This is a genomic window from Aminobacter niigataensis, from assembly GCF_014200015.1.
Lineage (GTDB): Bacteria > Pseudomonadota > Alphaproteobacteria > Rhizobiales > Rhizobiaceae > Aminobacter > Aminobacter niigataensis.
Genome location: NZ_JACHOT010000003.1, coordinates 252519 through 271579, shown reverse-complemented (window position 1 = coordinate 271579; position 19061 = coordinate 252519). Strand labels below are relative to the sequence as shown.

The 19061-nt window shown below is 64.6% G+C and carries 20 protein-coding genes; 10 read left to right on the top strand and 10 right to left on the bottom strand.

Going from position 1 to position 19061, the window contains the following annotated elements; translation table 11 throughout:
- Nucleotides 1–143: 143 nt before the first annotated feature.
- The 3 genes from GGQ99_RS14380 to gcvA (GGQ99_RS14370) all read right to left on the bottom strand — a co-directional run bounded on the left by GGQ99_RS14380 (nucleotide 144) and on the right by gcvA (GGQ99_RS14370) (nucleotide 4831).
- Nucleotides 144–1571 (bottom strand): hypothetical protein, encoded by a 1428-nt coding sequence (locus tag GGQ99_RS14380; RefSeq protein WP_425486806.1) that lies wholly within the window; start codon nucleotides 1569–1571, stop codon nucleotides 144–146.
- A gap of 823 nt (nucleotides 1572–2394) precedes the next feature.
- Complete coding sequence (gene pncB / locus GGQ99_RS14375) at nucleotides 2395–3699, bottom strand: nicotinate phosphoribosyltransferase (protein WP_183263050.1); 1305 nt, start codon at nucleotides 3697–3699, stop codon at nucleotides 2395–2397.
- Nucleotides 3700–3868: 169 nt separating this feature from the next.
- Nucleotides 3869–4831 (bottom strand): transcriptional regulator GcvA, encoded by a 963-nt coding sequence (gcvA, locus tag GGQ99_RS14370; RefSeq protein ID WP_108605757.1) that lies wholly within the window; start codon nucleotides 4829–4831, stop codon nucleotides 3869–3871.
- Between the two features lie 208 nt (nucleotides 4832–5039).
- Here gcvA (GGQ99_RS14370) and speB point away from each other — a divergent pair, with 208 nt between their 5' ends.
- From speB to GGQ99_RS14330, 8 genes are all read left to right on the top strand, one after another.
- Complete coding sequence (gene speB, locus GGQ99_RS14365; protein WP_108605756.1) at nucleotides 5040–6101, top strand: agmatinase; 1062 nt, start codon at nucleotides 5040–5042, stop codon at nucleotides 6099–6101.
- 93 nt (nucleotides 6102–6194) lie between these two features.
- Nucleotides 6195–6998, top strand: a complete 804-nt coding sequence (locus tag GGQ99_RS14360; protein WP_183263049.1) for a transporter substrate-binding domain-containing protein — start codon at nucleotides 6195–6197, stop codon at nucleotides 6996–6998.
- Nucleotides 6999–7001: 3 nt separating this feature from the next.
- Entirely contained in the window at nucleotides 7002–7670 is a 669-nt protein-coding gene (locus tag GGQ99_RS14355; protein ID WP_108605754.1) for an amino acid ABC transporter permease, read from the top strand.
- Nucleotides 7667–8314 carry an amino acid ABC transporter permease gene (locus tag GGQ99_RS14350; protein ID WP_108605753.1) on the top strand — a complete coding sequence of 216 codons (648 nt, stop codon included), beginning with the start codon at nucleotides 7667–7669 and terminating at the stop codon, nucleotides 8312–8314. Before GGQ99_RS14355 ends, GGQ99_RS14350 begins: the two co-directional genes overlap by 4 nt.
- A 79-nt stretch (nucleotides 8315–8393) precedes the next feature.
- Entirely contained in the window at nucleotides 8394–9482 is a 1089-nt protein-coding gene (locus tag GGQ99_RS14345; protein WP_183263048.1) for an ABC transporter substrate-binding protein, read from the top strand.
- A 195-nt stretch (nucleotides 9483–9677) separates the two neighbouring features.
- Nucleotides 9678–10715 (top strand): ABC transporter ATP-binding protein, encoded by a 1038-nt coding sequence (locus GGQ99_RS14340; RefSeq protein ID WP_108605752.1) that lies wholly within the window; start codon nucleotides 9678–9680, stop codon nucleotides 10713–10715.
- A complete protein-coding gene (locus tag GGQ99_RS14335; protein WP_108605751.1) occupies nucleotides 10712–11566 on the top strand; it encodes an ABC transporter permease in 855 nt (284 codons plus the stop codon). The genes GGQ99_RS14340 and GGQ99_RS14335 overlap by 4 nt, the downstream gene beginning before the upstream one ends.
- Nucleotides 11563–12363 carry an ABC transporter permease gene (locus GGQ99_RS14330; RefSeq protein WP_108605750.1) on the top strand — a complete coding sequence of 267 codons (801 nt, stop codon included), beginning with the start codon at nucleotides 11563–11565 and terminating at the stop codon, nucleotides 12361–12363. Before GGQ99_RS14335 ends, GGQ99_RS14330 begins: the two co-directional genes overlap by 4 nt.
- A gap of 36 nt (nucleotides 12364–12399) precedes the next feature.
- Here the strand turns inward: GGQ99_RS14330 and GGQ99_RS14325 are convergent, their stop codons facing one another.
- Both GGQ99_RS14325 and gcvA (GGQ99_RS14320) read right to left on the bottom strand, forming a co-directional pair.
- A complete protein-coding gene (locus tag GGQ99_RS14325; RefSeq protein WP_108605749.1) occupies nucleotides 12400–13803 on the bottom strand; it encodes an MATE family efflux transporter in 1404 nt (467 codons plus the stop codon).
- 185 nt (nucleotides 13804–13988) lie between these two features.
- Nucleotides 13989–14882, bottom strand: coding sequence for a transcriptional regulator GcvA (gene gcvA / locus GGQ99_RS14320; protein ID WP_108605748.1), 894 nt, complete (start codon nucleotides 14880–14882; stop codon nucleotides 13989–13991).
- A 132-nt stretch (nucleotides 14883–15014) separates the two neighbouring features.
- Between gcvA (GGQ99_RS14320) and GGQ99_RS14315 the strand changes: the two genes are divergently transcribed.
- Both GGQ99_RS14315 and GGQ99_RS14310 read left to right on the top strand, forming a co-directional pair.
- Nucleotides 15015–15194, top strand: a complete 180-nt coding sequence (locus tag GGQ99_RS14315) for a hypothetical protein (protein ID WP_246389596.1) — start codon at nucleotides 15015–15017, stop codon at nucleotides 15192–15194.
- Between the two features lie 99 nt (nucleotides 15195–15293).
- On the top strand, nucleotides 15294–15929 hold the full coding sequence (locus GGQ99_RS14310) for an HAD family hydrolase (protein WP_183263046.1): 636 nt from the start codon (nucleotides 15294–15296) through the stop codon (nucleotides 15927–15929).
- 1 nt (nucleotide 15930) lies between these two features.
- Here GGQ99_RS14310 and GGQ99_RS14305 read toward each other — a convergent pair whose 3' ends face one another.
- The 5 genes from GGQ99_RS14305 to GGQ99_RS14285 form a co-directional block, all read right to left on the bottom strand.
- Nucleotides 15931–16689, bottom strand: coding sequence for a class II aldolase and adducin N-terminal domain-containing protein (locus tag GGQ99_RS14305; protein ID WP_183263045.1), 759 nt, complete (start codon nucleotides 16687–16689; stop codon nucleotides 15931–15933).
- A gap of 64 nt (nucleotides 16690–16753) precedes the next feature.
- Nucleotides 16754–17389, bottom strand: coding sequence for an urease accessory protein UreG (gene ureG / locus GGQ99_RS14300; protein ID WP_183263044.1), 636 nt, complete (start codon nucleotides 17387–17389; stop codon nucleotides 16754–16756).
- On the bottom strand, nucleotides 17386–17826 hold the full coding sequence (locus tag GGQ99_RS14295; protein WP_183263043.1) for a DUF3995 domain-containing protein: 441 nt from the start codon (nucleotides 17824–17826) through the stop codon (nucleotides 17386–17388). The genes ureG and GGQ99_RS14295 overlap by 4 nt, the downstream gene beginning before the upstream one ends.
- Entirely contained in the window at nucleotides 17823–18515 is a 693-nt protein-coding gene (locus GGQ99_RS14290) for an urease accessory protein UreF (protein WP_183263183.1), read from the bottom strand. Before GGQ99_RS14290 ends, GGQ99_RS14295 begins: the two co-directional genes overlap by 4 nt.
- Nucleotides 18487–19041 (bottom strand): urease accessory protein UreE, encoded by a 555-nt coding sequence (locus GGQ99_RS14285; RefSeq protein WP_183263042.1) that lies wholly within the window; start codon nucleotides 19039–19041, stop codon nucleotides 18487–18489. Before GGQ99_RS14285 ends, GGQ99_RS14290 begins: the two co-directional genes overlap by 29 nt.
- Nucleotides 19042–19061 lie beyond the last annotated feature (20 nt).

Below are 19061 nucleotides of genomic sequence, written 5' to 3'. Positions count from 1 at the left end.
TTTGACCAACGTTCGCGTGGATGTGAAGCCGTTCCCCCCTGAACATGGACCGGGGCGAAAAATTGCATGTATACAAACTAGATCACCAATCCCCGGAGGTGGCAATAGTTGCTTCCCCAAGGTCAAAACCAGCTGCATTTGCACTATCCGGCCGTGGCTGTCGAGAGCAGCCAGAGGCCGAAAACAGTGTAGCCGATCATCAGCAATGTCAGCGGCAACTGGCTAAGCGAGGCGCGGGCCGCGGAGGGGTGCAGCCGCCAGGCGAGCAGGTGGGCGACAAGCACCGCCAGCACGTGTCCGCCGACGATCGCCGTCGCCTGCAGGTTCCACAGCAACCAGGCGGAATTCGCGCCCATGGCGACGCCGGCCTCGACCGGCATATGCGCCGTGCCGAACAGGTTCCAGCCGCGCGCGAACGGGTCCGACAGCGCCACCAGCGCGTATTGGCCGTTGACCAGCAGCGATGTCAGGTAGTGCGAGAAATGATAGGCGTGCGCGATCGGAACGATCGACCAGACGAACAGGCAGGTGGATTTTTGGAGGGGCTGTGTGCTGCGAACCAGCCTTTCGCCGACAAGGACGGCGAGCAGGCCGATCGCGGCAAGCAGGATAAACATCGCCGCCAGGCCGAGGCTGTTGGTGGCGACAAGTGCCGAGCGGCCGGGCAATTCGAGCGGGTTGATACCGTTGAGGCCAAGCCAGAAGAAGGTCTTGGAAAAGCCGTCGAAGGACACCGAAGCCAGTGTCGCGAGCAGGAACAGCGCTCCCGAGGGCGGCAGCGCTTCGGCCTCGTTGAGCTTGGCGCCGGGCCAGCACAAGGCGAGCTTCAGCCCGTTGCCCTGTCGGTCGCCCTCGACAATACCGAAGTGCGCGATCATGGCGAAGAACGCCGACAAAAACTCGCCCTGCCGGCTCCAGCGCTCGAAGCCGAAGGCGAGCATGGCGGCGAAGGAGAACAGCCAATAGCTGCCGACGGCGATGGCGAGGCGCGCCGGGTCGTCGGGGGCGGGGTAGATCAGCTCGAACCAGGCGAAGGCAAAGAACAGGATGAAGGCCGGCCAATAGCCGACCCAATCGGGCAGGCGCAGCGGGCTGTCGCCCCCGGCCTTGGCGCCGAATGCTCGACTGACCAGGCGATACGGCCCGTACCATGGGTTGAGCCAATGCCACAGATTGCCGAACAGGCCCTGGGCCAGCGTCAGCCCGACCCAGAGCAGTGTCCAGATCGTCAGCGGCAGCGGGTTGGACAGCGGGTCGCGTGAGCCGATGAACCCGGCGGCGACAAGAGTTGCGAAGACGGCGAAGGACACGAGGCTGACAGGCAGCCGCAGGTCGGGGATCGAACCGAGCGGCAAACGCCGGCGCCAGAAGGCTGTCAGCCGCTCCGGTGGCAGCAGCGCCAACACCAGGAAAGATGCTGCCACGGCCAATGCTGCGCCGGCTATGTAATGGCCGGTCGGCAACAGCAGGACATGGCCGCGGTCGGAGGCATGGGCGAGCGCGGGCAGGGTTTGCGATGCGGTTATGGCGCATGCGGCGAGCATCGCCGCCGCGCTGCGCCGAATGGTCATGGCTGTGTTGGTTCCCCGCATCACGCTCCCGATGTGCCATATGGCTTGGGTCGCGGGAAGGCATTTGCCTTCTCCCCTTGTGGGAGAAGGTGCCCCGCAGGGGCGGATGAGGGGTGTTGGACGGAGTGCGGCGTTTCCGAATTCCCTCCGAGAGCGCCCATTTCTCCAAACTCTCGTTTCTTCCAACACCCCTCATCCGTCTTGGCGCTGCGCGCCAATCCACCTTCTCCCACAGGGGGAGAAGGCAGGTCGCGCGCTTCCGCCCCGCCCGGTGTTCTTGTCCCGCTCAGTCGGCTTTCACCGCCTTGGGGGCTCATCACCCAGCAGGAGATCCGACCTCCCGCCAGCCCGGCACCGGCGCTTTCGCCCGCTGTCTGGTGCCACGCGGAATGGTTACAGATGGTGACAGTTTGCGCTTGGTGGGCCATTCCATTCTGGACCGCAGCGGCAACTGCCGCGTCACGGCATGGATCCCCGGGTCTCCGCACGTCGCTTCGCTCCTGCTCCGCCCGAGGATGACGAAGGCATCCGGCTTCGCGGCCAATCGTCAACGTCAGAGATTGGTAAGTCGACGGAACTGTTCCTCGTCTTATCCGCCGGTGTCCTGGCATTCCCTGCTAATTGCAAATTTCGGCGACTAGCCGAAAGCCAGCATGCCTCGTCATCCTCGGGCGGAGCAGGAGCGAAGCGACGTGCGGAGACCCGGGGATCCATGCCGTGACGCGGCAGTTGCCGCTGCGGTGCAGAAAAGCCCGAAGCGACCAAGCGTGGAAAAACCCTCCACCTTCGATGGGACCAGCCCGTGCCGCCCCCCAAACCCGGCTTAAACCTTCACCAACTGTTCCACCCGATCCTTCTCGCCGAAGATGCGGAGGTAGCGGGCGATTTCCTTTTTGTCGCCGGTGGCCTTGGCCGGGTTGTCGGAGAGCTTGACCGCGGGGCGGCCGTTGGCCTCGGTGACCTTGCAGACCAGCGAGATGGCGTTGAGCCGGTCGGTTTCCTTGGGCGCGCAGCCCTCGAAATCGTTGGTCAGGTTGGTGCCCCAGCCGAAGGACATGCGCACCTTGCCCTCGAAATGGCGGTAGGTCTCGATGATGGTGTCGACGTCCAGGCCGTCGGAGAAGATCAGCAGCTTCGAGCGCGGGTCCTGGCCCTTCTTGCGCCACCACTCGATGATGCGCTCGCCGCCCTCGATCGGCGGGGCGCTGTCGGGGCGGAAGCCGGTCCAGTCGGCGACCCAGTCGGGCGCGTCGCGCAGGAAGGCGGCCGTGCCGAAGGCGTCGGGCAGGACGATCAGGAGATTGCCGCCATAATAGCGCTGCCAGTCGCGCAGCACCTTGTAGGGTGACTGCTTGAGTTCGTCCTCGCTGTTGGCGAGTGCTGCATAGACCATAGGCAGCTCATGCGCGTTGGTGCCGAGCGCCTCGAGGTCGGTGTCCATCGCCAGAAGCACGTTGGAGGTGCCGGTGAAGGCGTCGCCGATGCCTTCCTTGAGCGCCTCCACGCACCAGCGCTGCCACAGGAACGAGTGGCGGCGGCGGGTGCCGAAGTCGGAGATCTTGATCTCGGGCAGCATCTTCAGCTGCTCGGTCTTGTCCCACATCTTGGCCTTGGCGCGGGCGTAGAGCACGTCGAGCGCGAAGGGGCCGAAGGCCTTCATCGCCGAGCGCGAGCGCAGCTCGTTGATGATGGCGAGCGCGGGGATTTCCCACATCGAGGTCAGCACCCACGGGCCGGCGAAGGTCAGCTCATATTGGCCGTCCCGCTTCTCCAGGTGATAGGGCGGCAGCTGGAAGTTCTCGAGCCAGGCGAGGAACTCGGGCTCGAAGATCTGCTTGCGGCCATAGAAATTGTTACCGCCGAGCCAGATCATCTCCTTCTTGGAGAAGCGCAGGGTGCGGGCATGGTCGAGCTGTTCGCGCAACTCGCCCTCGTCGATCTCCTCGGCGAGCTTGACCGACGTCGCGCGGTTGATCAGCGAAAAGGTGGCGTCGACCTTGGGGTGCATGCCCCAGATCATCTGCAGCATCAAAAGCTTGTAGAAGTCCGTGTCGAGCAGCGAGCGGACGATCGGATCGAGCTTCCAGGTGTGGTTGTACACCCGCCTTGCAATATCGGTCCTGGCCATGCCGCTTCATCCTCCTTGGCGCATCCGCCCTGTCGGGCAGGCGCGCGCCGCATCCTCGCTGTTAGCATTGGGATATCGCGCGGGGGCGATCAAGGCGCAGGCGAGAAAAAAGCAGCCTTGGCCCTATGGTTGCATCGGCCGAGCAAGAAAGATGAGGCGGTCCTAATGCTTAGCCGGTCGCCGTTGCTTTCTGCCCGCGGCGCTTGCGGATGCTGATCTGGCCGGTGACGGCCTGTTCGGTGCGCGCCGGTAGCTCCTCGCGTTGGGCGAACAGCCAGTCGATGAAGACCTGGGCGATGGGCGCCGATTTCACCTCGTTGCGGCAGACCACATAGAAGGCGTCGACCGCCGGCACCGACAGGTTGAACGGCGTCACCAGCTGTCCCCTGGCGAGCATGCTCGACGCAGTGACGCTGTCGCCCAGCGCCAGGCCGTGGCCGTGGACCGCGGCTTCGGTGGTCAGGCTCGCGCCCGACATGTGGTGCTGCTGCACCGGCCTAACGTCGAGCGCGTCGGCGGCCGCCAGCCAGGTGTGCCATTCGCGGCCGTCGTCGGCATGCAAAAGCACGTGGTCGGCAAGGTCGCGGACGCTGCGGATCGGCCGGTTGTTGATCAGCGTCGGGCTGACGACGGGAAACAGCTCCAGCGTCGACCATTTTTTCAGCCAGCAGTCGGTCCAGCTGCCGTCGCCATAGAGCACGCAGACATCGACGTCGGGCGCATGGATGTCGCGCGGATCGTTGGAGGCGTTGAGGCGCAGGCTGATGCCGGGATATTGCGAGGTGAAGCCGCCGACACGGGGCACCAACCAGAGCGACAGCAGCGCCGGCACGCAACTGACCGTCAGCTTGCCCGAACTCGTCGGCCGCGTCATGCGCGCGGTGGCCGAGGCGATGCTTTCGAAGGCGCCGGTCACGGCCGGCAGCAGCTCGGCGCCCTGCGGGGTCAGCTTCAGCCGCGAGCCGGCGCGCTCCAGCAGCTTGACCTTGAGCGTTGCCTCCAGCGCCCGGATCTGGTGGCTGATGGCGCCATGGGTGACGTTGAGCTCGCCCGCCGCCTTGGTTAGCGAGCCATGGCGGGCGGTCGCCTCGAATGCGCGCAGCGGGTTCAGCGGGGGCAGGCGCCGGGACATGAAATCTCCGTGTGGAGTGGCGTCGCACTGTGAGAAATTCTCACACCGAAGACCTTAACATTATCAATTGCTATTTCAACGGCGCTGCCGGAAACTCACCGCAATAACAACCAAAAAGCATGCGGGGAACACGAGATATCAGGCTGACCGCCGGGAGCGGACGGCCGCAGGCGATCGTTCCCGCATTGCGACTTTTGAGGAGGCAATCATGGGTTTCGACGTCAACAAGCTTGCCGAGCTGCGCCAGAAATACGGCGAAGGCCACGGCGGCGATCTGTTCGACCCGAAGTTTCGCCGTGTCGCCGACAAGATCTTCAACAAGGCCGGAACCCGGCTGGCGCCCTATTCGGGGGTGCCGACGTTCCTGACAGCCCCCTATCTCCAGGTCGACAACGACAATCCCGATTTCGGCGACCTTCAGGTCGCGATGATCGGCGTGCCGATGGATCTCGGCGTCACCAACCGTCCGGGTTCGCGTTTCGGCCCGCGCGCTCTGCGCACCATCGAGCGCATCGGGCCTTACAATCACGTGCTCGACTGCGCCCCGGTGCAGGAGCTGCGCGTGGCCGACATCGGCGACGTCCCGTTCCGCAGCCGCTATCGGCTCGAGCTCAGCCATGAGGACATCGAGCGCCGCATCGGCCAGGTCGTCGATGCCGGCGTGGTGCCGCTGTCGGTCGGCGGCGACCATTCGATCACCCATCCGATCCTCAAGGCCGTCGGCAAGAAGCGCCCGGTCGGCATGATCCACATCGACGCCCATTGCGACACCGGCGGCGCCTACGACCTGACCAAGTTCCACCATGGCGGCCCGTTCCGCAATGCCGTGCTCGACGGCGTGCTCGACCCGACCCGCGTCATCCAGATCGGCATCCGCGGCTCGGCCGAATATCTCTGGGAGTTCTCCTACGAATCCGGCATGACCGTCATCCACGCCGAGGAGATCAGCGGCATGGGCATCCCGGCCGTCATCGAGAAGGCCAAGAAGATCGTCGGCGACGGCCCGACCTATCTGTCCTTCGACATCGACAGCCTCGACCCGGCCTTTGCGCCGGGCACCGGCACGCCCGAGGTGGGCGGGCTGACGACGCGTGAAGTGCTGGAGATCGTTCGTGGCCTCAAGGGCCTCAACCTTGTCGGCGGCGACGTCGTCGAGGTGGCGCCGCAATATGATTCGACCACCAACACCGCGCATGCCGGCGCCCAGGTGCTGTTCGAGATACTGAGCCTGATGCTGTTCAGCCCCTTCGTCACCGGCAAGGATGCTTGATCACAGCAATTTCGACTGGCCGCTGTTTGGGAAGCAGCGGCCAGGTGCTAACGCGACTGTTCAACAAACAAACATTCCAGAGGGAACCACGACATGAACATCAAGACGCTTCTGCAATCGACGGCAGCGGCCCTGCTCGTCGCAGGCACCGCCATCTTCGCCGTGCAGCCCGCCAATGCCGACGCGCTCGAAGACATCGCCAAGGCCGGCCAGGTCAATGTCGGCGTCTTCGCCGATTTCCCGCCCTTCTCCTCGGCCAGCGCCGACATGAGCCTCAAGGGTTATGACATGGATGTGGCGCAGGCCATCGCCGACGCGCTCAAGGTCAAGCTCAACCCGGTACCGGTGACCGGCCAGAACCGCATTCCCTACCTGACCGACAAGCGCGTCGATTTGCTGATGAGCGTCGGCTACTCCAAGGAGCGCGAGCAGGTCATCGACTTCGCCGCCGCCTATGCGCCCTACTACATCGCCGTGATCGGCCCCGCCGAGCTCAAGGTCGCAGGCAAGGAAGACCTCGCCGACAAGTCGATCGCCGTCAACCGCGGCACGCTCGAAGACACCTCGCTGACCGAGGCCGCACCTGCTGGTGCCGACATCAAGCGCTTCGACAACTACAACGCCGTCATCCAGGCTTTTATCTCGGGCCAGACGCAGCTGATGGTGGTTGGCAATGACGTCGGCGCCCAGGTGTTGGCCCGCCAGGAGGCGCTGAAGCCGGAACAGAAGTTCCAACTCCTGACCTCGCCGTCGCATATCGGCCTCAACAAGAACGAGGAAGGCCTGAAGAAGGTCATCGACGACACTGTGGCGGCGATGCTCGCCGACGGCCGGCTCTCGAAGTCGTCCGAGGCGTGGCTGAAGGTTCCGCTCAACCCCGAAAACCTCAAGGATTGATCGGTGGGCTACAGCCTCGACTTCGGCTGGCTTGAAGGGGCTGCGGGCGCAATCGCCCGCGGTGCCGCCATGACGGTCTTTTTGATCGTGGTGACGACGATTGCCGGCACGCTGATCTCCGTGCTGGCCGCCGCCGGCCGCCGCAGCGGCCCGAAATGGCTGAAGCGCGCCATTACGGTCTATGTCGAGGTGATCAGGAACACGCCGTTCCTGGTGCAGCTGTTCTTCATCTTCTTCGGCCTGCCGAGCCTCGGCATCCGGCTCGACCCGATCGTCGCTGCCATCCTGGCGATGACGCTCAACATGGCGGCCTATACCACTGAGATCGTCGGCGCCGGCCTCGATGCGGTGCCGAAAGGCCAGCGCGAAGCGGCCGCTGCTTTGGGCTTGCGGCCGCGCCAGGTCTTCGTCAAGATCGTGCTGCCGCAGGCGCTGAAGGTCATCTTTCCCGCCCTGACGAGCCAGATCGTGATCATGATGCTCGAGTCTTCGGTCGTGTCGCAGATCGCAGTCAGTGAACTCACCTACGAAGCCGATATGCTGCAGGCGCGGACCTTCCGTCCCTTCGAGACCTATTTCGTCGTGGCGATGATCTATCTCGGTCTTTCGATACTGCTGCGCCGCCTGCTTGTCGGCGTCGGCCGCCGCACGCTCTCGGCAGGTGTGACATGATCGAGTTCACCTTCTGGGACATCCTGCGCAACCTGGTCTTCGCCACGCGCTGGACGGTGCTTTTGTCGATCGCGGCCTTTGTCGGCGGCGGCGTCGTCGGAATCGCCATCCTCTTCCTGCGCATCTCCAAGACCAAATGGATGCGCCGCTTTGCCAGCGGCTATATCGCGCTGTTCCAGGGCACGCCGCTGCTGATGCAGCTGTTTTTGATGTTCTTCGGCCTGCCGATGCTCGGCTTCCGCATCGAGCCATGGACGGCCGCCGTGCTCGGCCTGACCTTCTTTGCCAGCGCCTATCTCGCCGAGATCTGGCGCAGCGGCGTCGATGCCTTGCCGCGCGGCCAGTGGGATGCCGGTGCCAGCCTCGGGCTGCACTATGTCCAGGAACTGCGCCTGATCATCCTGCCGCAGGCCTTCGCCATCACCCGCGCGCCCGTCGTCGGCTTCCTCGTCCAGTTGATCAAAGCCACCGCGCTGACCTCGATCATCGGTTTCGAGGAGCTGCTCAGGACCTCGAACGCCATCAACAACGCGACCTTCGAGCCGTTCACCGTCTATGGCTTGGTGGCGCTGATCTTCTTCGTGCTTTGCTACCCGCTCACCCAATATGCCCGTTCACTGGAGGCCCGCGCCGCAGCACGCTGAACCACACTCAGTCATCATCCATCATAAGAATCCGTGGGAACAGCCGGCGCAAAGCCGGCAATAAATGAGGAGAAGACAAATGACCAAGATACTGAACCACCCGATGAGTCGCCGCGCCGTGCTCGGTGCCGGCGTCGCCTCGGCCGGCCTGCTCGCCATGCCTTCGATCCTGCGCGCCCAGGACAAGTCGATCAAGATCGGCGTCTATGGCGGCTACTTCAAGAAGTCGTTCGACGAGCACATCTTTCCCGAGTTCACCAAGGCGACCGGCATCGCCGTCGAGTCGATCGCCGAGCCGACCGGCGAGGCCTGGCTGGTGCAGCTCGAGCAGGCCGCCAAGGCCGGACAGGCTCCGGCCGACATTTCGATGATGTCGCAAGTCGCGACGCTGAAGGGGCAGGCGACCGAATTGTGGACGCCGATCGATGCGGCCAAGATCAAGAACCACGCCAATCTGCTCGATCACTTCATCAACAAGTATCCTGACGGCCGTATCGCCGGCATCGGCGCTGTGGCGTGGTACATCACGCTGGTGACCAACACCGATGTGTTCAAGGAGGCGCCGACTTCCTGGGCTGCCCTTTGGGACCCGGCAAACGCGGACAAGCTCGGGCTTCTGGCGCTTGCTTCCAACTCGTTCCTGCTCGAGGTGACGGCCACGACGTTCATGGGCGGCACCAAGGCACTCGACACCGAGGAGGGCATCCTCAAGGCGCTCGAGAAGCTGGCCGAGGTCAAGCCGAATGTCCGGCTGTGGTATCGCGACGAAGCGCAGTTCGAACAGGCGCTGAAGTCCGGCGAGATTCCGATGGGCCAATATTACCACGACGTCACCGGCCTTGCCGCGGCTGACGGCCAGCCGGTGCGCTCGACCTTCCCCAAGGAAGGCGGCATCCAGGATTCGGGCAACTGGGTCATCTCGCGCGCCTCGACCAAGGTCGACGAAGCGCACATCTTCATCGACCATATGAGTCAGCCGGCGGTTCAGTCCTTGATGTCGCGCAAGGTTGGCACTGCGCCGACGCTCAAGAAAGAGGTTCTCGACCTCAAGCCGGAAGAGTTCGCCTCCGTCTCGTCGGACATTCCGCCGATCATCCCGCGCTACGACCTCTACACCACCAAGGCCGACTGGATTAACCAGAAGTGGACCGAGCTGATCGTCGGCTGATCTGGATTACCCTCCCCCTTGTGGGGAGGGTGGCCCGCAGGGCCGGGTGGGGGTACCCGCGAAACATTGAGCTTGCAGACCCCCACCCCGTCGCTTCGCGCCGACCCTCCCCACAAGGGGCAGGGTACCAGCGCCTTCGCTGCCGACGGCAGTGCCATGCAATTCGTAGAACCTTCAAACGAGCAGGTGCCCCTCATGTCCGGACTCGTGCTTAAGGACATCACCAAGTCATTCGGCAGCTTCAAGGCTGTCGACACCGCCAACCTGTCGGTGCCCCACGGCAAGTTCGTCTGCCTGCTCGGCCCGTCTGGCTGCGGCAAGACCACGCTGCTGCGCATGATCGCCGGGCTCGAGGATCCGTCCAGCGGCGAGATCCTGCTCGACGGCACCGACATCACCCCGGTGCCGACGCACAAGCGCAATCTCGGCATGGTGTTCCAGTCGCTGGCGCTGTTTCCGCATCTGTCGGTCGGCGACAACATCGCCTATCCCTTGCGCATTCGCGGCGCCTCGCGCGAAGACCAGAAGAAGCGCTCGGACGAGTTGCTCAAGCTCATCCATCTGAGCGGGTTTTCCGATCGCCCGGTGGCCAAGCTTTCCGGTGGCCAGCGCCAGCGCGTCGCGATCGCCCGTGCACTGGCTTTGTCGCCGAAACTGTTCCTGCTCGATGAGCCGCTGTCGGCGCTCGACGCCAAGCTGCGCGAGGCGATGCAGGTCGAGTTGCGCCAACTGCAGCAGCGGCTTGGTATCACCACCTTCGTCGTCACCCACGACCAGCGCGAGGCCATGACCATGGCCGACCTCGTCGTCGTGATGGGTCACGGCAAGATCCTGCAGGCGGCCCCGCCGATCGAAATCTACCGCAAGCCGGCCGACGCCTTCGTCGCCGACTTCATCGGCATGACCAACCTGCTCGATGCCACCGCCGACAGGCTCGGCCGCGTCTCGGTGCTCGGCCAGGCCATTCCCAACCTTGTGATGCCCGAAGGCCTGACCAAGGCGTCCGTGTCGATCCGCCCGGAGGACGTGCACCTCGGACCGGTCGGCGGCGACGCGATTGCCGGCACCGTCACCTTCGTGCGCGACCTCGGCGGCACCATCGAGACCTTCGTCGAGGCCGGCGGCAAGACCATCGTTGCGGTCGCCACGCCGCGCGAGCGGCCCGAAGTGGTAGCCGGCCAGCAGGTCGGCCTGATCCTGCCGGCGGAAGCCTGCGTGGTGCTTAAGTCATGAAACGCGAGGCGCCGAAATCGCTTGCAGATTACAGCCCGCTGTTCTTCCCCGGGCTGATGCTGATCGTCTTCTTCGTGATCCCGTTCTCGACGATGATCGCCGTCAGCTTCTTCCAGCGTGATCCCTCGGGCTTCTATACGCCCGATTTCGTCTTCACCAATTATGCTCGCTTCCTCAGCTTGTTCTTCGGCAAGGTGCTCGGCTTTTCGCTGGTGCTGGCGGTGATGGTGGCGATCTGCTGCGTCGTCATCGCCTTCCCCTTCACCTTCCTTTTGACCAAGCGGCCACGCAAGGTGCAGACGATCTGGCTCGTCTGCCTGCTGTCGGTGCTGTCGCTGTCAGAAGTCATCATCGGCTTTGCCTGGTCGACGCTGTTTTCGCGCACCGCCGGCATCACCAACCTGTTTGTCGCCATCGGCCTGATGAAGGAGCCGGTGGCGCTGCTGCCGAGCTTTTGGGCGGTGCTGACGGGCATGGTCTACCAGGCGCTGCCCTACACCATCCTGGTGCTCTATCCGGCTTTGGTGCGGCTTGATCCGACGCTGCTGGAGGCCGCGCGCACGCTCGGTGCCTCGCCGGTCAGGGCGTTCATGAACGTCGTCGTGCCGGCGCTTCGCAACACCATCGTTGCCACGCTGATCATGGTCTTCGTCTTCGCGCTCGGCTCGTACCTGCTGCCGCAGATCCTCGGCCGGCCGTCGCACTGGACGCTGTCGGTGCTGATCACCGACCAGGCCATCTATCAGTCCAACATGCCGTTTGCCGCGGCGATGGCGGTGTTCCTGGTGTTGATGTCACTGGCGCTGGTGGGGCTGACGCTGCTTGTCGGACGCAGGGAGAACGCGCTGTGAAACAGACATTCCTTCGCCGGCTCTATTTCGCGGCCGTTGCCCTGTTCCTCGCGGCACCCCTGATCGTCGTTGCCGGCGTTTCGGTCAACGAAAAGCAGGACCTGGCCTTTCCGCCTAAGGGCTTTTCGCTTGCCTGGTATGCGCAGATCTTCGCCGATCCGGAATGGCGCAAGGCGCTGATCGCCTCGCTGTCGCTGGCGGTAACCGCCGCAGCCCTTGCGGTCGCCATTGCCCTGCCGCTGGCCTGGTTCCTGTGGCGGCGCATCGCACCCTGGGCCAACGTGTTCCAGATCCTCGGGCTGGCGCCGTTCATCCTGCCGCCCGTGATCACCGCGCTCGGCATGCTGACGTTCTGGGCGACCACGGGTTTCTACGGTCAGCCGTGGACGGCGGTCATCAGTCACGCCATCTTCTTCGTCACGCTGCCGCTGGTGACGCTGTCGCTCGGCTTCGCCTCGATCGACCGCTCGCTGGTCGAAGCGGCGGCGACGATGGGCGCCGACGATCGCACGGTGCTGAAGACGGTGGTGTTGCCGCTGATCCGGCCCTACCTCGTCTCGGGCTACGCCTTTGCCTTCGTGCTGTCGCTCAACGAGTACATCGTCGCCTACATGACCATCGGCTTCACGCTCGAAACGCTGCCGATCAAGATCTTCAACGCCCTGCGCTACGGCTACACGCCGACGATGGCCTCGGTGTCGGTGTTCTTTGTCGCTGTTGCGGCTCTCGTGTTCGGACTGATCGCCAGGTTCGGCGACATCAGGCGGCTGCTCGGGGCGATGTCGTCGGAAAGCTGATGCAACAAGGGCCGCGGTTTTCCGCGGCCCTTTCCTTTAGATCACCGGCTTGTCCATCAGGCCGAGTTTTTCGCGCCTGAGCCAGCGCCAAAGAAGCAGAACCGAGACGACCGCGAGGCCCGTGAACAGGCCGATCCAGATGCCACGGCCCTCGAAGCCGAAACGGAAGGCGAGGACGACGCCGAGCGGCAGGCCCACGCCCCAATAGCCTATTGCCGCGAGAATCATCGGCACCGTCGTGTCCTGCAGCCCGCGCAACTGGCCGGCCGACACCGCCTGGGCGCCGTCGACCACCTGGAACAGCGCCGCGAACACCAGGAAGCTGACCGCGAGGCCGATCACCTGGGCGTTGGCCGGGTCGGCGACGTCGATGAAGGCCGAAATCAGCAGATGCGGCCAGAACACCATCACCATCGCCATCAGCGCCATGAAGCCGACGCCGAGCACATAGGCCGTCCAGCCGGCGCGGGTAATGCCGTCATGGTCCTTGGCACCAAATGCCAGCCCGACACGCACGGTGACCGCTTGGCCGAGGCCGAGCGGGATCATGAAGGTCACCGCGCAGATCTGGATGGCGATGGCATGCGCCGCGAGCGAAGCCGAATTGATCAGCCCCATCAGGAAGGCGGCGGCGTTGAAGATGGTGACCTCGAAGGCAAGGATGCCGGAGATCGGTGCGCCGAGCTTCAGCAACGCCATGAAACGCGGCCAGTCGGCCCGCCAGAAGCGTCCGAACAGCCGGTAGCGGCGGAACTTCTTTTCCGTCATCACCACGGCGGCCATGCCGACAAACATCATCGCGCTGGCGATGCTGGTGGCAAGGCCGGAACCGGCGATACCCATCTCGGGGAAGCCCCATTTGCCGAACACCAGAAGCCAGTTGCCGAGCGCGTTGGCCGCCACCGCGATCGCCATGATGACCAGTGCCCAGCCGGGGCGCTCGAGCGCCGAGATGAACGAGCGCAACACGATGTAGCCGAAGAACGGCAACGCCGCCCATTGCAGGTGATGGACATAGATGCCGGCCTGTTCGGCGAGCTTGGGGTCCTGGCCCATGACGAGCAGGATCGCCTCGGTGTACCACAACAGGGCCCAGATCGGGATCGAGATGAGGACGGCCAGCCACAGGCCCTGGCGCACGGTGCGGCGGACATCGCGCACGGAATGTGCCTTGCGGCCGAGCTCAGCGGCCATCATCGGCGAAGTCGCATACATGAGGCCAAGCCCGAAGATCAGTGGCGCGAAATAGAGGTTCGAGCCGAGCGCGCCGGCGGCAAGCGCATCAGGCCCCAGCCGGCCGAGCATCATCACGTCGGTGGCGGTCATGGCGGTCTGCGCCAGGTTGGTGAGGATCATCGGCCAGGCGAGCGCGAGCATCGCGCGAAGCTCGTCGCGCCAAGGATTTGCCGGTGATTGCGCGCCGGTTTCGATCGCAGACATGTTTTCCGTCTTTCGTGCCGATTATCGCGAGAAATGCCGCCGATATCGTTCGATTCGGCCTCAAAACCTTCAGTTTTGGCTCGCCATGGTCAGCTTTTGAAGCAAACCGCCCGGCGTGGCAAGCCGTCACGGGCGCCAAGCATTGAGCCAGCAGGGCCGCGAATGCCCGCGCGCGGCGCGGCCGTTCAGCCGCCGAAGTCGGCGATTTCCGGCAGGATCCACTCGCGGAAGGCGCGGATCTTGGGCACGTTGCGGCGCGCTTCCGGATAGACCAGCCAGTAGGCATGGCCATCGTCGCCAAGCAGGTCGAAGGGCTGGATCAGCCGGCCCTCGGCGATCTCGTTGGTAAAGAACTTGCGCGTCAGGATCGCCACGCCCTGGCCGGCCATCGCCGCATTCGCCTCATAGGCCTGCGAGCCCATCGAGGTGTCGGGCCGCCCCTCCAGGCTGTCGGTCGGCACGTTCGCCAGTTCGAACCAGCGCTTCCACCAGACATCGGTCGGATCGAGGATGCGCAGCTTGAGCAGGTCGGCTGGCTCCTTCACCCCGCCGATGCTGTCGGCCAGGCGAGGGCTGAGCATCGGCGTATACTGGGCGCGGAAAAGCAGGTGGGAGACAAGGCCAGGCCAGGCGCCGTCCCCGGAGCGGATGCCGATATCGACCTCCTCGCGCGCAAAATCGACCATGTGGCTGGATGTGTCGAGCCGCACGGCAATGGCGGGATGGCGCATCTGGAACGAGCCGATATGCCGGGCCAGCCAGTTGGAGGCGAAGGTGAGCACGGTGGAGATGCACAAGGTGCCGCCAGAGCCGGCCCGCGCCGCGGCATAGGCCTCGCCCAGTATGTTGAAGGCGTCGCCGACGGCCGGCGCCAAGCGGCTGCCGGTTTCGGTCAGCACCACTTGCCTGGGTTTTCGCAAGAATAGCGGCGTGCCGACCCGCTCCTCCAGGAGCTTGATCTGGTAGCTGACCGCCGCCTGGGTCATGCCGAGCTCGGTCGCAGCCTTGGTGAAGCTGCCATGGCGCGCGGCAGCCTCGAAAACCCGTAGCGCCGTTAGCGGCGGCAGTTGCTGGCTCATGCCAGGGGCATCCTATGCATAAGGGCTCTTAATGGGTCGTGATCGACGTTCAATTGGAAATGCCAATCATTACAAACCAATATGTAGGCCAACGCATCAGCACTCTTCAAGCATCTCATAAGGATGACGATCATGGCCACGGTACAGGCAAGTCTTATCCATTGCGAGCAGATCAGCTGGACTGCGCGGCTGGCTGCCGTCTTCGGCGTGCGTTCCCGGCGGCGGGTCCTCGACGCCAGGGACCTCTCCGACCACCTCAAGCGCGATGTCGGGTTCCTCGACGGCAACAGCCCCTGCGGCCGGCGTCGCTGAAGGCCAGACGCACGCGCATGTGTCCTCTAAGGCCATATGAACGGTTCATTTCCGCCACCAAAGCTCCTATGAGCAATGGGGTGAACAAGGACCGGTCAGATGACACCGAAGGCAGTGTATTGGGATATGGACGGCACGCTGATCGACAGCGAGCCGCTGCACGAGCAATCGCTGGTCGCCGCACTGCGCAGCGTCGGTGTCGAGCCGCCGGTCGATCTGCACGCCCGCGTCGTCGGCCAGGCGGCGCGGCCGGTCTATGAGGTCTTGCGCGAACAATTCGGCCTCGGCCTGGAATTCGACGACTGGATCAACCTGAAATACAACCACTATATGAGGCATGCGCCGGGTCTTCTGCCGCGCGAGGGCGCGATGGAGATTTTCCGCGACCTCAAGGCGAGCGGCGTGATCCAGGCGATCGTCTCGAATTCCGACCGCATGGTGGTTGACGTCAATCTGCGTGCCGTCGGCCTTCACGAGCCGGCGATGAAGACCATCAGCCGCAACGACGTGCGCAACGGCAAGCCCGATCCCGAGCCCTATCTGCGCGCCGCCTGGCTGACCGGCATCGATCCGGTCGACACGGTGGTGATGGAAGACAGCGTCACGGGTGCCATCGCTGGCGTCGCCGCCGGCATGCGCACCATCTTCTGGCCGCAGGACAGGATCGATGGTCCTGCCGGCGCACTGATCGCGCATAGCGCCGCAGAGGTCAGGGAACTGCTCGGGCTGCACTGAGTTAGCTCCGGTACGTCGGCTCCTGCTCGTCGAGGATCGCCTTGAGCTCGGCGAGATGGCGTTCGGCCTGGCCGGGATAGTCCTCCTGCTCGAGTGCCGCCTTTTCGGCGATCTCGTCGGAGAGCGTGCGCAACGGCCGGCCAGTCCACAAGGCCTTGATGTAGGTCTCGCAGGCGCGTTCGAAATAATAGAGCCGGTTGAAGGTGTCGGCGACGCTGTCACCGATGACCAGCACGCCGTGATTGCCCATGATCATCACCTTGACCTTGGGATCGGAGAGCAGGCCGGAACAGCGCTCGCCCTCTTCCTCGAAGGCGAGCCCGCCATATTGGCCATCGACGACATGGCGGCGGAAGAAGATCGCCGTGTTCTGGTCGATCGGCGGCAGGGTGGAATCGGCCAGCGAGGCGAGCACGGTGGCGTGGATCGAATGCACATGCATGACGCAGCGCGCATGGGCGCAGTTGCGGTGGACCGCACCATGCAGGCCCCAGGCGGTCGGGTCGGGCGCATTGGGCTCGCTCATCGTCTCGGGATCGTTGGCGTCGATCAAGAGCAGGTCGCTCGCCTTGATGCGCGAGAAATGCACCTGGTTGGGGTTCATAAGGAACTTCGAGCCGTCGTCGCTGACGGCGAGCGAGAAATGGTTGGCCACCGCCTCATGCATGTTGAGCCGCGCCGTCCAGCGGAAGGCGCAGGCGAGGTCGACGCGCTCTTCGTAGAACGGCAGGTTGGTCTGCTTGAGCTGGGCGACGGCCATGTGTTCCTCCCTCTCTCCGGCTGGGGGAAGAGTGCCGCGTCATGTCAGGTGCGGCAACCGCCGCTCAGGCTGAAATCCGTTGGTCCAGCCGGAGCCCGCCATTCTCGACGATGAAGTCGATGACCGCTTCCAGTCCCTTGCCGCGCGACAGGTCGGTGAAGCCGAACGGGCGCTTGCCACGTTGGCGGGCGGCGTCGCCTTCCATGACCTCGAGATCGACGTTCACATAGGGCGCGAGGTCGCTCTTGTTGATGACCAGGAAGTCGGAACGGGTGATGCCGGGGCCGCCCTTACGCGGGATCTCCTCGCCCTGGCAGACCGAGATGACATAGAGCGTGATGTCGGCGAGGTCTGGCGAGAAGGTTGCCGCGAGGTTGTCGCCGCCCGACTCGATGAAGACGATCTCGAGGTCGGGGAATTTGCGGTTCATCGCGGCGATGGCCTGGAGATTGATCGAGGCGTCCTCGCGGATGGCGGTGTGCGGGCAGCCGCCAGTCTCCACGCCCATGATGCGCTCTTCCGGCAGCGCCTGGAGGCGGGCGAGCAGCAGCGCGTCCTCCTTGGTGTAGATGTCGTTGGTGACGACGGCGATGGAGAACTCGTCGCGCAGCGCCTTGCACAGCTTTTCGGTCAGCGTCGTCTTGCCCGAGCCGACGGGCCCGCCGATGCCGATGCGAAGCGGGCCGTTTTTCGATGTCATGACAGAAATCCCTTGATGGCGAGGAAGGCGAAGCCTGTGCCGACGAGCAGGCACAGCGGCGAATAATACAGCCGGTCGAGGCGGGCGAAGGGCATTTCCGGCGTCAGCCGATGCCACGCCGGGGTGAAGCCGGCGATGCCGCGGCCCAGGAACACCAGCGCGATCATCAGCGCCGAAGCGGCGAGCCCTGCTCTCGGGAACGGCGTGGCGAAGACCCCGACCAACGCCAGCGGCCACAGCGTCGCCAGCAACAGGCAGGCGGCAACGGCAAAGCAGGCGAAGGGCGTCGGCATGGCGTCGATGCCACGGAAGCCGGCGACCGCACGGGCGCAGGACGCCTGGTCGGTGCCGGGCCAGACGCCGCCAAGGCCCCAATAGACGTGCAGCGAGGTCAGGAGATAGAGCACCGCGGCAAGCGCGAAGGCGATCAGGATCATGAGCGGAAAAGCCTCGAGTGCTGGGTTTCGTGGCGCATGGCCACGATGTCGGAGGCAAGCGCCGCCGAGCCGAGGTTGTTGAGGCTCGACGCCGCAGCGCGGGCGGCAACCGCAAGCGCCACCGGCTCGAACGCGGCGATGATGCCGATCGCCGCGACCTGGCCGACCACGCCGAGGCGAATTGCAGCCTGGACGAGGTTGGTCGAGAAGGCCTGCAGATAGGCCGCAAGTGCATCCTCGAGCGCGATGCCATTCGCGCCTGAAACCGCACCGACGGCGACGCAATAGGGGCATTCGGCCGGCAGCTTTTCAAACACCGGATTCGGCCAGGCGGAGGCGGCGGTGAGGAAGGCCTGTCCCTGCAGCATCGTTTCCATGTGCCGCTCGTGCGAGCCGGCCAGCGCCTCGCCGAGTGCGGCGATCTCGGCGAGATCGCCATCCTCTCGGGCGCGGCGCCACGCTTCGGCGAACAGCACGGCATCGTTCCAGCCGGAGCCGAGTTCGGCAAGGGCTGCCAGCCAGCCGGCAAGGTCGTCGCGGCTGGCGACGAGCCCGTCATGCACGGCGCGTTCGAGGCCATGGCTGTAGGAGAAGCCGCCGACCGGGAACGCCGGCGACAGCCACGCCATCAGCCGCAGCAGCGCTGCACCCTTGCCGGGCTCAGTCATGGTGGTGATCGTGTCCGCCATGATGGTGGTTGTGATCGCCATGGTGGTGGTTGTGATCGTCCCCATGGTCGTGCGAATCACCGTGACGGTGGTCGTGGCCGTGACCGGAATAGGCGCCGCGCACCGGCTCGAACGGCTCCAGGATGTCGCTGACCTGGGCGCCGAGGCCCTCCAACATCGCCTTGATGACATGGTCGCGCAGGATGAGGATGCGGTCGGCTTCGATCGCCGCCGCCAGGTGCCGGTTGCCGATGTGCCAGGCAAGTTGCGTCAGGTGTACCGCATCATGGGCGCGGATTTCATAGAGCTCTTCCTCTGCGGCAATGATCTCGGCGTGGCGGCCGTCGTCGAGCACCAGCACGTCGCCGGTTTCGAGCACGACGGGCTCGGGCAGGTCGACCAGCACGCGGTCGCCATGGACGAGTTCGATGGCGCGGCGGCGGATATGGCGTTCGTCATGGGCGAGCACGGCAAGGTCGAACGGCAGCTGGCGCTGCGCATCGGCACGGACGGCTTCGGCGCGAATGAGATGGGGAGCGCGCAGCATCGGTAAGCTCTTTCCTTTCA

Bases quoted from the DNA above. Each gene is read 5' to 3' on its own strand.
- GGQ99_RS14380 (WP_425486806.1), bottom strand. From the start codon at position 1,571: ATGACCATTCGGCGCAGCGCGGCGGCGATGCTCGCCGCATGCGCCATA.
- pncB (WP_183263050.1), bottom strand. From the start codon at position 3,699: ATGGCCAGGACCGATATTGCAAGGCGGGTGTACAACCACACCTGGAAG.
- gcvA (WP_108605757.1), bottom strand. From the start codon at position 4,831: ATGTCCCGGCGCCTGCCCCCGCTGAACCCGCTGCGCGCATTCGAGGCG.
- speB (WP_108605756.1), top strand. From the start codon at position 5,040: ATGGGTTTCGACGTCAACAAGCTTGCCGAGCTGCGCCAGAAATACGGC.
- GGQ99_RS14360 (WP_183263049.1), top strand. From the start codon at position 6,195: ATGAACATCAAGACGCTTCTGCAATCGACGGCAGCGGCCCTGCTCGTC.
- GGQ99_RS14350 (WP_108605753.1), top strand. From the start codon at position 7,667: ATGATCGAGTTCACCTTCTGGGACATCCTGCGCAACCTGGTCTTCGCC.
- GGQ99_RS14345 (WP_183263048.1), top strand. From the start codon at position 8,394: ATGACCAAGATACTGAACCACCCGATGAGTCGCCGCGCCGTGCTCGGT.
- GGQ99_RS14340 (WP_108605752.1), top strand. From the start codon at position 9,678: ATGTCCGGACTCGTGCTTAAGGACATCACCAAGTCATTCGGCAGCTTC.
- GGQ99_RS14335 (WP_108605751.1), top strand. From the start codon at position 10,712: ATGAAACGCGAGGCGCCGAAATCGCTTGCAGATTACAGCCCGCTGTTC.
- GGQ99_RS14325 (WP_108605749.1), bottom strand. From the start codon at position 13,803: ATGTCTGCGATCGAAACCGGCGCGCAATCACCGGCAAATCCTTGGCGC.
- gcvA (WP_108605748.1), bottom strand. From the start codon at position 14,882: ATGAGCCAGCAACTGCCGCCGCTAACGGCGCTACGGGTTTTCGAGGCT.
- GGQ99_RS14315 (WP_246389596.1), top strand. From the start codon at position 15,015: ATGGCCACGGTACAGGCAAGTCTTATCCATTGCGAGCAGATCAGCTGG.
- GGQ99_RS14310 (WP_183263046.1), top strand. From the start codon at position 15,294: ATGACACCGAAGGCAGTGTATTGGGATATGGACGGCACGCTGATCGAC.
- GGQ99_RS14305 (WP_183263045.1), bottom strand. From the start codon at position 16,689: ATGGCCGTCGCCCAGCTCAAGCAGACCAACCTGCCGTTCTACGAAGAG.
- ureG (WP_183263044.1), bottom strand. From the start codon at position 17,389: ATGACATCGAAAAACGGCCCGCTTCGCATCGGCATCGGCGGGCCCGTC.
- GGQ99_RS14295 (WP_183263043.1), bottom strand. From the start codon at position 17,826: ATGATCCTGATCGCCTTCGCGCTTGCCGCGGTGCTCTATCTCCTGACC.
- GGQ99_RS14290 (WP_183263183.1), bottom strand. From the start codon at position 18,515: ATGGCGGACACGATCACCACCATGACTGAGCCCGGCAAGGGTGCAGCG.
- GGQ99_RS14285 (WP_183263042.1), bottom strand. From the start codon at position 19,041: ATGCTGCGCGCTCCCCATCTCATTCGCGCCGAAGCCGTCCGTGCCGAT.